Here is a 13,923-nt window from a genome sequence, read left to right as displayed (position 1 = left end):
ATATCCTTTTCAATGGATTTATGGACAGGTCTACCTCTCCAATCTATTGTAAAGGATTTTTTCATGTCAAAATTCGGATATGACAGAAAGTTATGAAGATTCAGAGAACATTAATGCAACGCTAGTGCCTTTGAATATGATGAACAGCGATGTTGATGACGGGTGTAAAACGATCAAAAACAGATCATGCAATTATGTAAAAGAATTTGATACCTACATCAAATGCCCGTATTATAACGAGAAATTTAGTATCGGCACAGGCGCTATCGTCTCAAACTGCGATGATTTGTACAAATGGTATACTTGTTTGCGGGATCGGAAAATCTTGTCGCAGAAAACGTACACCAGGTTTTCCAACGAGAACAAAAACAACTACTGCTGTGGACTGGAACATCATCACGTTTACGGCACAGACAGATATTCCCACGGAGGAGACAACCTAGGGATTAGCACTTATATGCAGGATTATTTCGATGAAGATCTTTGTATCATTATTCTTTCAAATAATGAAGCAATCAATCAGTACAGACTGGGCAATGCAATCTCAGATATTCTGCATCATATTGATGTAGATGTTCCGACAAAACATGAAGAACTTCCCATCGAAAAGAGCAAGCTTAAAGAGTATTGCGGAACATACTTGAAAGATAAGATCCAAGTAGAATCTATTAATGGCAAGTTGTACTTTACGAGATTCTCCGGCAATCTTCATATTGAGATCTATCCAGTAGGTGAGGGGAAATTTGTCCGCAGGTATTCTGACCAAATCCATCCGTACAGTATTGCTGAGAACGAAGACGGCAACTTGGCGTTTTTCGGGTATATAAAGGAGAACCCCGCAAACAAGTAGTTTGGGGCAGGCAAATCTACATTGAAGCCTCGTTTCAAGGAACGTTTATCCAGATGGAAGGCTGAACCATATCATAAGTAACGGCGGAGAAAGTGAGATGGTGTTGGTAGAGATTTCGTTGATTTAAGCATAGAAAAAGCCCCTTTCAAAGTGTAAGGGGCCATTTTATTATTTATTCTGAAGGATCTTGCCCTTTACCTCACCAATTTTGATTTCACCATTACCTGACTGCGTAATAGACGCATCTTTCGCTACGTGGTTGATATCCAGGCTACCATCTCCGACATGTATCTCGACTGTGCCATCTACCTGATCGACTGCAATATGTCCATTGATATTGTTAATAACTACATCCGAACCGATATCGCGAACAGTGATGTCGCCGTCTCGATTATCAATTTCAAGCGACCCGGATAGGTTCGCCACTTGAATATCACCATTGACGTTGTCAATCTTGGCATTAGACGATAGATCTGAAATGTGGATATTGCCGTCACGATGTGACGTAATATCCACATTAAGCTGCTTCGGAACTTTGATTTCCAGATCGACTGCCCCCGATCCCATTGCGAGAAATTGCCCTTTAAACCGTGCATCTAAATAAGCCGTATCTTTCTGTGCTTCCAGCTTTAGTTCCAATTTGTCTATACTGACTCCGTTGGTTTTGGCCAAAGCAACGATTTCGATCTTATCCAAATCAGAACTCCCAAAAATATTAATTTCCCCATTCCGATGGTCAATGACAAGCTGTGTCAGGCCGTCCGCCTGTAGTTCCAGTTTCTTCTCCACTGATTCTTCTTTCGCTCCGCAGGCCGTAATCAACAACAGTAAAACTACAAGCATAGCGCCCAGCATCATCTTCACTCTGTTCATATCTATTCTCCGTTTCTTTGTAGAAGTTTTGTCCCAAAAGTCGACTTCTCAGAGCACATCACGCTTTACAAATAAAGGATATGATACCGAATGCATGATTGCGAGATGGAGCACGATGAGTACAAGGGAGAACCCTAACGTTACCCCATCAATAGAAGGATTTCCGTATAGGAACGGTGTAAGGTCAGTATGGGAGAAGACAAAGTATTTCGTCCAAGCCCAGCCGTCCATCGCAATCGCGATAATGAACCCAGTCAATGAAACGAGTAGGGAAATTACGATGGAAAAGGTCGTGCTGCGAAAGGCGGCAGAAATCATGAAAGCGAGTGTAATCGCAATTAGCAGGAATGGAATATTGAGTACATATCCTGCCAATAGAGCCTGCAGTGTAGGTACTTCCCTTACAGCTTGGTCCTTGACAAAGAAATAGCTGTTCACTAATCCATCGAAACCGAATATGAAACCTCCAAGGAGGATGGACACGAGTATGCCAGCCGCGGATAGCAACAGGCCGAACAGGATGGTGGCAATGTACTTGGACAGATAGATTTTGGTACGACTCGCCGAACGGGTCAACAGCAGCTTAATTGTGCCAGATACGAATTCGGCGGCAACGATTTCGCCTGAGATAATAACGGAGATCAAAGATGCCGCAAAAATGATATTTTGCACCTGACTTACCGCAAAGCTCCACCCATTAGTATTAGGCGGAATGTTTTGATCTAAATAGTATTGATTCAGCATGATGTGTTTCTCAGCCTGTTTGACTTCAATCTTCAGCGCATCCGGCTTGGCAGCTTCCTTGCTGAATTGCACATTTTCTTGTTCCAGCTGCGCTCTCCAATCGTCGCTCACAGTGCCGCTTCCGGCTGTCTTCAAATTGACGATTTGAAGCAGCACGTATAGGAGAACGATGACAATCATTACCCACGTACGCTTCCGTTTATAAATCTTCATGTTTTCATTGCGAATGAATGGAATCAATGGTCTTCGCCTCCCGTTATCTCTATAAACTTGTCTTCTAGCGTCTTCTTGATTGTGTTGACACCATACACATTAATTCCGGCCGCCATTAGCTTTCGGCTAATCTCTGGAATATGTGCTTTGGCGATACGTATTTGAATGTGGCGTTGATCGGTCGTTATTTCATCGCCGGCCATGATCGCTTGCAGGATCTGTACCGCTAAATCCGGCCGGTCGACCTCGAATCGGACTTGGGTTCGTTCGTCATCTGCCATATCTGATATTTTATGAACGCCAACCAGCTTCCCTTTTTGTAAAATCGCGACACGATCGCACATCATTTCCATCTCGGACATGAGGTGACTGGAGATCATAATGCCAACGCCTTCTTTGTGAGCCAGATCCTTCAAGTGGCCTCTCAGCTCGCGGATGCCAGCCGGATCGAGTCCATTGGTAGGTTCATCAAGCACAAGCAGGGAAGGTTTATGGACGAGAACAACAGCAAGGCCTAGGCGCTGCCGCATGCCAAGAGAGTAGGTAGTCACTTTATCGTTGATGCTGTTCTCCAATCCAACGAGAGCAATGACTTCCCGGATCCTTGCTTCTGTCACACCTGGCGTCATGCGGGAGAAGTGAATCAAATTATCATAGCCTGATAAATATTTGTACAAATCCGGATTTTCCACGATTACGCCAACGTGTTTCATGGCTTGTTCAAAGTGTTCATGAGCGTCCATGCCGTCAATCAGCACTTGGCCTCCTGATTTGGACATGAGGCCGACGATCATCCGAATCGTCGTCGTTTTTCCTGCTCCGTTCGGACCGAGTAGTCCCAGGATTTCCCCTTTTTCCATATCCAGCGTTACTTGATCGACAATGACCTTGTTTCCTATTTTTTTGGTAAGCTCACGAATTTGCAGCAGCGACAATGCAATCACTCCTTTTAATAGCAATTAGAATGAGATATAATTTTCCGTGTTCTAGCGGATTCATCTCAGTCATCCTCACCCTAACAAAACAGTTGTCATAAAGCCGAGTGACAAGGAGTCATGACTTGATATTACAAGGGAAATCGGGCTTGCTCACACTGGTTGTCGCTCATTTCAATAAGAGTGAACGGAGTTGTACACATGCGTTTTCTTATCCCAAATCGGTGGTCATGGCAGGATTGGACCATGCTTGCTATTCGCATCCTATGGGTCGTCGCCGTTATCATTTTGATGTATCAGGATCAGCCTGCCTTTCCTTTTTGGATGGTGTCTGTTCCTCTTCTGCTGTGCAATCTTATCCCCTTTTTATTTGTGAAAGGCCGCTACCATCAATATCTGATTGCTGAGTGCTTGTTTGCTGGCGGAGTTTCCTTATTTCTTGCTTACGATCTTGGCTTGATAAGGCTATTCCCGCCGGCTCTCTTTACAATTGCATTCTACAGCCGGGGCCGAGCCCACTGGTATTCGCTGCTCGTCGCCGTGGCGCTGTTCACTTTGAGCGCAGGGGATTCCGTCAGCTCGTCGTTGTCACAGTCTGTCATATGGCAAAGTTTATTTGATGCGATTATCTTCTACGGCGTGAGTTATGCTCTGCAAAAAGGAGCCTTAGCGATCAATGCCATTAAACAGAAGCTTGCATTGATCAAAGAGCAATATACGATTTTGGAGCAGTATTCCTCGCAGATTGAAAGAATGACGCTGCTGGAGGAGCGTTACCGCATGGCTCGTGAGCTGCATGATACGATTGGTCATACCTATACTTCCTTGATTTTAGGGATGGAGACATTGAAGTCCCATATTCATTCGAATGAGGGAGAAGCCAAGTTGCAGGGAATGCTCAAGCTGGCGAGAACGGGGCTGGATGATATTCGCCGTCAGGTGCATCAGATGGATCCACTTGAGGAGGCACTCCCTTTGGACCGATCACTGCTTCAAATTATGGATGAATTCAAGACGAACACTGGGATTCGGGTTGTTTTCCGCACGATGGGTGAGCCGTACCCCGTCATGAAGCAGGCCAAACTTGCCTTGTATCGCTGTCTGCAGGAGGCTCTGACCAATGCCAGCCGTCATGGTCAAGCCAGCGTGATTCAAGTCCTTCTTCAATATGACCATGCGCGGGTGATGCTGCAGGTGCAGGATAACGGCAAGGGGAATGATAGCCTTCAATATGGATTCGGTCTGACAGGTATGAAAGAGAGACTGGCCCCATTGCAAGGCAAGCTCTATATCCATTCGCAAGCGGATGCGGGCACGATAGTAACCTGCACGATCCACAATCCATCTAATGAAGGCGGCCAGAAAATCAAAATACTCCTGGCGGATGATCAGCCCTTGATCCGTGAGAGTCTAAGGTTGTTGTTGGGAGAAGAACAGGATTTTAAAGTAGCGGTTGTTGGAGACGGCAAGCAAGCCATTGCGCAATGCGAGAAGGATCATCCCGACATTGTATTAATGGACATCAACATGCCCGAAATGGATGGTATCTCGGCTACAAAGTCCATCAAAGAGACGTGGCCGGACATACGGATCATTATGATTACGACGATAGAGGACGTCTCTTTGGCGTCGGAGGCGCTTCGTATCGGGGCAGAAGGCTACATGCTGAAGTCAATACACCCTAAGGAGTTGGCAGCAACCATTCGGCTCATATATGGCGGGGGAACGATGATCTCGCAAGATGTGGCCCATCAATTATTTCAGAACAAAACAGGGGATAAGGCACCGAATACGTATGAGTTGACTGAACGGGAAATCGATGTCCTTCGGTGCCTGACAGAAGGGCTTCGCAACAAGGAAATTGCGCAGAGGCTGCATCTATCGGAAGGTACGATACGCAATTATATCTCGTCCATCTATCTAAAGCTGCAAGTAAATGGCCGCGAAGAGGCTGTTGAGAAGGCAAGGGTTGAGGGTCTGACTTAATGATGTGCGAGACGTGGCCGTTGTGGTTGTAAAGGCCGTCGAGGTAATCGACGGCCTTTTAAGCATATTATGAAAGCATGATCATAGCCATGGGCGTTAAAAAATCCAATCATTTTTTAATATTCCATTTTACGTAAAAATCGGAGGGTAAGCAAGCTTTATCGACAAAGATTTCTTCTATTTTCCACCCCCGACTGGTACAATAGGCGTGTATACGCCTTTTTGTTCAAATATAAGAAAGTTATAAGTTTTACCTTATACACAGCTTATATTTCTAAGGGGAAGAAACTTGCTTCGCGCCAAGGACGGCGTCAGCCGTTTCTTCTTATGCAACAGAAGAATTATTTTTTGTGAATTTGAGCTAATACGGACTCTTTAGTTTTATAAATGATAGCACAATATCCTTCTTGGGTGTTTGCTTTGGAATGGGGGGTGTTTTCTTTCACCGTTTACTTATTTCATCTTGTTGTCTAAGGGGGATTTTCGTGAAAGCTTTATTGGTCGACGACGAACCGTTGGCGTTAATCGGACTCCAAAGATCTCTTGAAAGCGAAGTGAACGGGGTAGAGATCGTTGCCACATATTCGGATCCGAAAGAAGTGATTGCAGGCGTCTTGGAGCATCGCCCCGATGTGGTGTTTCTGGACATCCATATGCCCGAGATCGACGGGTTGAAGCTCGGCAGGCAGATACAGGCCGTTGTTCCCGACATCGAGATCATATTTGTAACCAGTTACGACCAGTATGCTGTGAACGCATTTGAGCTTTATGCTTTGGATTATATTCTGAAGCCGATGAACGCCGCTCGTTTGCGCCAGACCGTCATGCGGGTTATTGATAAGCTGAACTTGAAAGGTTCGAGGAAAGCGCCGGATCGGGATGTTCCTGTGGTATGCTGCTTCGAACAAATCCGGTTTCAGCCTTCCGGTATGGAGGCGCAAACTGCGAAGTGGCGGACGAGCAAGGTGCAGGAATTGTTTGCTTATTTGCTCCACCATCGGGAGCGGGCAGTCAGCCGGAGCGTGCTGCTTGAGCTTCTATGGCCGGACATCCCGGAAGACAAAGCGGCTCAGTATCTGTATACGGCGATCTATCATCTTCGTCAGACTTTAAAAACCTGCAAGATGGACTTGATTTCCATTCGCATTAACGAATTGGAAGCAGGCTATCAGCTTGATATGGGGGAAGCACGCGTCGATACGGAAATATGGGAATACGACTTGAAACAATTAGGCCGTCTCGATGCGGGCACTGCTGGCGCCTATGAACGCGTGTTAAGGACGTACACGGGCGATTTTCTCGGACATTACGAGTACCTGTGGGCGGAGCATGAACGGGAACGTTTGCGAATGTTATGGCTGTACCAGACGAAAAAATTAAGCGATTATTATGAGCAACAAGGCTTGCTGGACAAATCCATTCAAATTAACCTGAACGTGCAGCGGATATATCCGGATGATGAAGACTGTTATTTCTCGCTGATGAAGCTTTATCATGCGATTGATAATCAAGCCGGCGTAGAAGAACAATATTTGCTCCTGAAAACGAGAATGGAACGCGAGATGGAGCTTCCGATCAGCGGGAATATCGGCCGTTGGTATGAACAATGGAAGGCGAATATCGACACTGGTCTGTTACAAAAATAAAGGAATAAACGCAGCTTCTGTCGAATTGTCAGTTTTATGAAGCGACCAATTCGAGCTATAACTCCATACCGTTATTTCATCTATCTCCTCTTGTTCCTTTGCGTTCTCTTCGGGTTGCGGTGGGCTTGGTCCGAATGGTTCCCGATCGAGAAGTCGCACCGTGCCATCGGGGGGATCGTAGACTTGCGGGGTCTGGACCTGAAGACTTCATCACCGCTCACCTTGGACGGACAGTGGGAATGGTACCCGGGTGAGCTGCTGACCCGGCAACAAATCCAATCGGAGGATCATGAAGCTCGCGGAATTCAGGTGCCGGGAGACTGGGGAAAGGCGTTAAAATCCAATTCCAATACTTCACACGGGGTCGGAACTTACCGGCTGCGCATCCTCATGGATCCGCTTGAGCAGCCTATCGCATTCTGGCTCAAAGACATTCAGGCTTCTTCGGAAGTCGAGATCAACGGTGAGGTCCTCGGCGGGGCCGGCCGCGTCGCCTTGACGGCAAGTGAATACGTGCCGCGCAACGCTTCGTATAAGGTCCCCTATTCGGAAAAAGGGAAAACAGAAATCGAGCTGCTCATACGCGTAGCCAACTTTGATTCACCTTTCTCGGGAGGGATTAAGCGCTCCGTTCGGTTCGGCTCGCAGGCGGCGATCGACTCGATGAGCCAGTTTTCGATCGGGTTCCAATTCATGATCGTTCTATTTATGCTGCTGCACGGGTTATACACCTGTATCGTCTATCTATACAGACCGAAGGATCGGTTACTGTTCGTCACGGGTTTGATCTATTTTTTGGTCGGTCTTGCGATATTCAGCGGCCACGATAAGCTGCTGCAATTGTGGCTGCCCGTCAACTATACTTGGGGGATCAAGATCAGGACGATCGTGCTGCTGTGGCAAAATTTATTCGTCCTGCTTTTCTTCAGGAAGTTTGCCGGGGCTCCTCCGCGCAGTAAAGGGTTGCAGGCTTATATCGCCGTGCTGACTGGCATGACTGCGGTTCTTTTGGTTGCGCCTGCCTCGGTCGCGAACAGCGTGCTGGACTTTTACCTCTTTCTCACGCTTTACTTGATTACGTACATATGGTTTATCTGGACTGCGGGAACGATGGCGTTCAAGAAACATAACGACAAAGACGTCTTTCTTTTGCTGTTAACCGCAGCAAGCATTATGTCCAATCTAGCTTGGAGCATTGCGGAGTCGTTCGCGGAATTGACGAGCGTCTATTATCCGATCGACCTTACAGTCGCCGTAACTGTATTTTCAACTTACTGGTTTAAAAAATATTTGCGCAACTCCGATGAGATCGTCGAACTGTACGAGCAGTTGAAGGCTGCGGACAAAATGAAAGACCAATTCCTGGCCAATACTTCGCACGAATTGCGGACACCGCTGCACGGCATTATGAATATTACGGAGAATATCTATGCCAGGGAGAAAGAGAAGCTCGAGGATGACAGTCGCAAAGAGATGGAGTTGCTCGGCACCATTAGCCGCCGTATGTCCTATCTGCTGGATGATCTGCTTGACATCGCGCGGCTGCAGGAGCACCGCATTAATTTGCAGCCCGGGCCGTTAAGCGTTCAGTCGATTGTTCCTGGCGTACTGGCTATGCTGAAGTACATGTCGGAAGGAAAACCCGTTACAGTGCATATGAAGATTGCGGAGACGATACCACCCGTGATGGCGGATGATAAAAGATTTGTGCAAATTATGTACAACTTGCTGCACAATGCGCTCAAATATACGGATGAAGGTACAATCTCCGTCACCGCCGAAGTGCAAGACGGACATGTTGAGATTCGAGTCTCCGATACCGGTGTTGGCATGGACGACGAGACGCAATCTAGAATCTTTACTCCCTATGTGCAGGGGGTGCATGGCATTAGCGACGGAAGGGGAATTGGACTGGGACTCAGCATTTGCAAGCAGTTGGTCGAATTGCACGGCGGCACGTTGTCGGTCGATTCCGAGCTTGGCCGAGGCTCGACGTTCTTTTTCCGGTTGCCGCTGGCTGGTGATTCTGCTTCTCCAATGACGCAGCGGGATCGTTTATCCGAACGGGAAGCTGCTGCAGCGATTCAAGCACAAGCAGGCTTGAAGTCGGATAAGAACGAGTTGGACGGCGGTACCGTCCTTGATGGAATCCCGCCGCTTTTACAGGACAACCCTATTCGAATTTTGGCGGTAGACGACGATCCCATTAATCTGAACGTGCTCGTCGGCATTCTTTCGACGGAGCCGTATCACATTACAGCAGCCTATTCCGCTCAAGAGGTGTTGGACTTGCTGGAGACGCAACAATGGGACTTGTTGATTGCCGATGTGATGATGCCGCGCATGTCGGGCTACGAATTGACGCAGAGAGTAAGAGAACGGTACTCCGTGTCTGAGCTTCCGGTGTTGCTGTTAACCGCGCGCAGTCAGCCCGTCGATATTTATACCGGATTTCTGGCGGGTGCAAACGATTACGTCACTAAGCCTGCGGACGCGCTGGAACTGAAATATCGGGTTCGGTCGTTAGTCACGCTGAAGCAGTCGATTCATGACCGGATGAGAATCGAAGCCGCATATTTGCAAGCGCAGATTCAACCGCACTTTCTGTTCAATACGCTCAATTCGCTGATAGTGCTCAGTGAGATCGATACCGAGAAGATGCGCCGGCTTGGAGAAGCCTTTACTTCCTTCCTACGGATCAGCTTCGATTATTTGAACACTGGGGAACTGGTCGACATTGCCCATGAGTTGGAGCTTGTCGAAGCTTATCTGTATATCGAGCGGGAGCGTTTCGGTGATAAATTGTCGGTTGTCTGGGAAGTTGAGCCCGACATTCTCTTCTCTTTGCCGCCGCTTTCGATCCAGCCGCTCGTCGAGAACGCCGTAAAACACGGTCTTTTGAGCAGAGCGGCGGGGGGCACTGTCCATGTTCGGGTTGTGCGGCGCGGCTCTGATATTTTCATCGAAGTTCGAGATAACGGTATTGGCATGCCCCCGGACAAGGTGGTTCAACTACTGAATCCCGGAAGGCAGGATAAGGGCGGGATCGGCATTTCCAATACGAACCGGCGATTGATCCGCTTGTACGGCCAAGGGCTGTCAATTGACAGCAAGCCTGGCGAAGGAACGACCGTGTCCTTCGTCATTCCGATGGGAATAGGCAACGTATTAGAATGAAATTTGAGGATGCCGCCGCGTGCGGGAGGCTGCTCTTCGGGAGACCGGAACTTATCCGGTTCTCTTGAGGAGCAGTCTTTTTTGTCGTTTGGAGATTTGAGCATCAAAACCAAATCTCTTAGTATGGCGAAAGTGCAGATGGGTGGGGGCACCCGGTTTGGGCGTCCTCTTTTTTGCCTTAGGCCTGACCTACTGTCGCTTTAGAAAAAAACTATCCACATATCGGCATTAAAATCCTCATGTTTAGCAAACCACTGCATAATATTACCGTTTTTTAGTATAATTAATGTTGTTGAATCGTTTCAGGAGGTGATTGAAATGAAGCAATCCTTAAGCCAGAGGGGAGACTATGGCATTGACGCCCCTACTGTAGTACGCAACCTGTTGCTGTTAGGAGCCGTGTTTCTTTTTCTTGGAGTAGCTGCTTTTTTCATTTTTCCGGAACGACTGAAATGGTTGGGGGTGACGATTGGCCTCGTTTTCCTGATCTCTTTTTTGGTCGTCACGACTGAGGCGTTGTACATGTTATGGAGCAGCAAAGTAGGGAAGTTTCGTATGAGGGAGAAACTGATTGATCTTGTTTTACTGCACGGCGATGAGAAAGTATTGGATGTCGGCTGTGGTCGGGGGCTTGTGTTGAATGCAGCGGCTCGCAGGCTGGCCGCGGGAAAAGCGGTCGGCGTCGATATTTGGAACACGCATGATCAGTCGGGAAACAATCCTGATGAGACGAGAGTAAATGCCCGAAGAGAAGGGGTGGCCGAACGGGTGGAGATTGTAGATGGCGATGCGCGGAGTATGCCGTTTGCGGACAACGATTTCGATGTCGTCGTTTCCAGTCTGGCCATTCATAATATTCCCGGATCCGAGGAGCGGTACCAGGCATTAAGCGAAATTGTGCGTGTATTGAAACCTGGGGGCTGCTTCGCAATTCTCGATTTCCAACATGTGAGGGAGTATGCGAAAGCGCTTGAACGACTTGGGGCTCTCGAGGTGCGGATTGAAGGGCCGTTCTGGCTGATGTTTCCACCAGTCCGGATCGTAACGGGACGAAAAACGAAGGATTAGTAATGGATGTAGCTGACTGGATACGTAAAGATATGGAATCTCTTAGTACTAGGAGTTGATATTATTTGCCCCATATACTGTGTAACGATATAGAAATGTATTATGAACAAATGGGCGTCGGCGATCCGGTTTTGTTCTTACATAGTGGTTTTTCAAGAGGGATATTAGCCTTTGCCAGTCAGATTCTTGATTTTCAAAATAAGTATACATGTTATTTTCCGGACTTTCGGGGACATGGACGAACGAGAAGTAACAGTCTGGAATGGAGTACTCCTCTACATGCCGAAGATATTATTGCTTTTATGGACCAACTACAGCTTTCTAAAGCACATCTTGTTGGCTATGGAATGGGAGGAGGCGTTGCGCTTTATTGTGCTGTGAATCAACCTCAAAGAATAATGTCCATAACATCAATTGGACAAAGCGGCTTTGTTGCATCCATGCAATCTGAAGAATTTGAACCGGAGTGGCTGCTAGCTCATGAGCGTCATGATTTTATCAATATGATGAAGGAGAGACATTTCGAGGCCCATCGAGGCGATTGGCAACAATTTTTGAGGCAAAAAGTAAATGATTGGCGGATATATCCGCAGTTGAGTAACGAACAACTAAACAGCGTAGTTTGCCCTACTTTATTCATTGCTGGACAGTATGATCCGTATGCCCCGGAGGAGGACCTTAAGCGAGTGACTTCACTTATTCGCAACTCTCGCTACGTTATTGTACCGGATTGCAGCCATAGGCCCCATATGATCAGAGAGAACCCTGTCTTTGTGAATGATACGATCATGCAGTTTTTGAGCTCAATAAGGGGGCGGTAACCTAAAGGTTAGCCGCCAATTCTATATGAAAGCATGGTGGTTAACATGACAATCTTAAACTATAAAATACATGAACGTACACCGTCTGTCTCAGAACACCAGTTTTTGTGGGAGTCAGTCGGTTGGGGCAGTATTAATACGGAAATGTCCAAGGGTTCATTAAACAACTCTCTTTATGGGGTTGTTGTAACAGTCAATGATGAACCCGTGGGAATGGGTCGTATAGTCGGCGATGATTTTATGTTTTTCTACATCCAAGATGTTGCTGTTCTACCTTCTTTTCAAGGTTTAGGATTAGGAAAAGAAATCTTAAAATATTTGCTTGCTTACATCGAAAAGCGTCGTCTTGATAACGGGATTGCGTTCGTCGGATTGTTTGCATCAGAAGGTAAAGAGGTTTTCTATGAGAAGTTAGGTTTAAAAAACCATTCCCCACACATGACAGGGATGTTTACCGTATTTGAAAGTTAAAATCGATAGTAAAGAGCGGCTCCCAGTTTACTAAAAGCCACTTTATTACGTTAAATCACCGACAACTAGGCCGCCAATTACTTCGACGGCCTTCTAAGCTTATTATGAAAGCTAATCATAGCCCTTGCATTGCGCCGCGGCGGTTTTCGCCGATAGACCCGTTAAGCTAAACGATATCATAAATGACCGCGTCCTTCCTGACTAGAAAATTGACCACTTTTTTCCATGGCATGGTATTATGAGGAATAGGTAATTGGTTTCGTGTCATAGGAAATATTCCAAAAAATAAAGAGAGGGAGTTTTCCATGGAACTTCAAGAAATTAATCAAAAATTAACAGAAACAAGAGACGAATTATTGGGAATTCTTCATGGGTTGGGCGGAAATCAATTAAACAACCGGAAAGACTCAAGCAGTTGGAGTATTAGCCAGATATGCCAACATTTAATTAAGACAGAAGAATTATATGTCCTAGCAATAAGGAAAGGATTAAAGAGCAAAGAAGATTCATTCATAGAAAATAAACCATTAGAATTTCTACTTGATAGAAGTAACAAGTTAGAAGCTCCTGACATTGCGAAACCAACAGATGAAATTTTAGAAATTAAAGAGATCATTGAAAAACTAAACAATTCAAGAGAGAAGTTATATGAAATATTAAACACAATAGAAGACCCATCAGTGCTGAGTAGAAGACATTTTGCACACCCGGTTTTTAAAGAGATGTTATTAATTGAATGGGTTAGATCACTGTACTTACATGAACAAAGACATATTAAACAAATTAGTGAGATTATAGATGGATTTGAGTAAGGCTGAAGAGAACTGAAGGCGTGTCTGGCGTAATAACGGGTCTACGGTCCGCGAGGAAGCCGTTTTGGCAGGTTTGTGCACAGATAACGGAAATCCACACGGTCCGCTCGGGTCCGCTTCGCTCGTTATGAACGAATGCTAACGGATGTCACGGCCGCTATTTTCGCAAATTCGACCGATCTAAAATTGTAACGGAACTGTGGAGAGCGTCGATTAATTCTCCCCAACTTGCCCTGTGCGATGAATCTCATGATTCGGATCCCTTCATTTTCTCCATGAAATGAAGGGTTTTCTTTCATTTCCTCACCAATCCTCTCGTTTTCGTGG

Annotated in this window: 12 protein-coding genes; 8 read left to right on the top strand and 4 right to left on the bottom strand. The window is 46.4% G+C overall.

What is annotated here, in order from left to right:
* Positions 1-136: 136 nt before the first annotated feature.
* Complete coding sequence (locus ACFQ0N_RS37925) at positions 137-850, top strand: serine hydrolase domain-containing protein (protein ID WP_379335631.1); 714 nt, start codon at positions 137-139, stop codon at positions 848-850.
* Positions 851-1,018: 168 nt separating this feature from the next.
* On the opposite strand, the gene ACFQ0N_RS37920 is transcribed toward ACFQ0N_RS37925, so the two are convergent.
* The 3 genes from ACFQ0N_RS37920 to ACFQ0N_RS37910 are packed head-to-tail and all read right to left on the bottom strand — an operon-like array spanning position 1,019 to position 3,615.
* Positions 1,019-1,723, bottom strand: a complete 705-nt coding sequence (locus tag ACFQ0N_RS37920; RefSeq protein ID WP_379335629.1) for a DUF4097 family beta strand repeat-containing protein — start codon at positions 1,721-1,723, stop codon at positions 1,019-1,021.
* 48 nt (positions 1,724-1,771) lie between these two features.
* Positions 1,772-2,707: an ABC transporter permease gene (locus tag ACFQ0N_RS37915; RefSeq protein ID WP_379335627.1), complete on the bottom strand. Its 936-nt coding sequence runs from the start codon at positions 2,705-2,707 to the stop codon at positions 1,772-1,774.
* Positions 2,704-3,615 (bottom strand): ABC transporter ATP-binding protein, encoded by a 912-nt coding sequence (locus ACFQ0N_RS37910; RefSeq protein WP_379335625.1) that lies wholly within the window; start codon positions 3,613-3,615, stop codon positions 2,704-2,706. The genes ACFQ0N_RS37915 and ACFQ0N_RS37910 overlap by 4 nt, the downstream gene beginning before the upstream one ends.
* 201 nt (positions 3,616-3,816) lie before the next feature.
* Between ACFQ0N_RS37910 and ACFQ0N_RS37905 the strand changes: the two genes are divergently transcribed.
* The 7 genes from ACFQ0N_RS37905 to ACFQ0N_RS37875 all read left to right on the top strand — a co-directional run bounded on the left by ACFQ0N_RS37905 (position 3,817) and on the right by ACFQ0N_RS37875 (position 13,596).
* Positions 3,817-5,601, top strand: a complete 1,785-nt coding sequence (locus tag ACFQ0N_RS37905) for a response regulator (protein WP_379335623.1) — start codon at positions 3,817-3,819, stop codon at positions 5,599-5,601.
* Between the two features lie 485 nt (positions 5,602-6,086).
* On the top strand, positions 6,087-7,247 hold the full coding sequence (locus ACFQ0N_RS37900) for a response regulator (protein ID WP_379335621.1): 1,161 nt from the start codon (positions 6,087-6,089) through the stop codon (positions 7,245-7,247).
* A gap of 183 nt (positions 7,248-7,430) precedes the next feature.
* A complete protein-coding gene (locus tag ACFQ0N_RS37895; protein WP_379335619.1) occupies positions 7,431-10,424 on the top strand; it encodes a hybrid sensor histidine kinase/response regulator in 2,994 nt (997 codons plus the stop codon).
* Between the two features lie 318 nt (positions 10,425-10,742).
* Positions 10,743-11,492 (top strand): class I SAM-dependent methyltransferase, encoded by a 750-nt coding sequence (locus ACFQ0N_RS37890; RefSeq protein WP_379335616.1) that lies wholly within the window; start codon positions 10,743-10,745, stop codon positions 11,490-11,492.
* 65 nt (positions 11,493-11,557) lie between these two features.
* Positions 11,558-12,313 carry an alpha/beta fold hydrolase gene (locus tag ACFQ0N_RS37885; protein ID WP_379335614.1) on the top strand — a complete coding sequence of 252 codons (756 nt, stop codon included), beginning with the start codon at positions 11,558-11,560 and terminating at the stop codon, positions 12,311-12,313.
* A 51-nt stretch (positions 12,314-12,364) separates the two neighbouring features.
* Entirely contained in the window at positions 12,365-12,784 is a 420-nt protein-coding gene (locus ACFQ0N_RS37880) for a GNAT family N-acetyltransferase (RefSeq protein WP_379335633.1), read from the top strand.
* Positions 12,785-13,089: 305 nt separating this feature from the next.
* The gene (locus ACFQ0N_RS37875; protein ID WP_379335612.1) at positions 13,090-13,596 is read left to right on the top strand and encodes a DinB family protein; all 507 of its coding nucleotides are present in this window, start codon (positions 13,090-13,092) and stop codon (positions 13,594-13,596) included.
* Between the two features lie 125 nt (positions 13,597-13,721).
* Here ACFQ0N_RS37875 and ACFQ0N_RS37870 read toward each other — a convergent pair.
* Positions 13,722-13,923, bottom strand: a 202-nt coding sequence (locus ACFQ0N_RS37870) for a hypothetical protein (protein WP_379335610.1), incomplete at its 5' end; no start/stop codon positions are given.

This window comes from Paenibacillus sp. GCM10027626 (assembly GCF_042676285.1).
Classification (GTDB): domain Bacteria; phylum Bacillota; class Bacilli; order Paenibacillales; family Paenibacillaceae; genus Paenibacillus_Z.
This window is presented reverse-complemented; position numbering and strand designations above follow the sequence as displayed.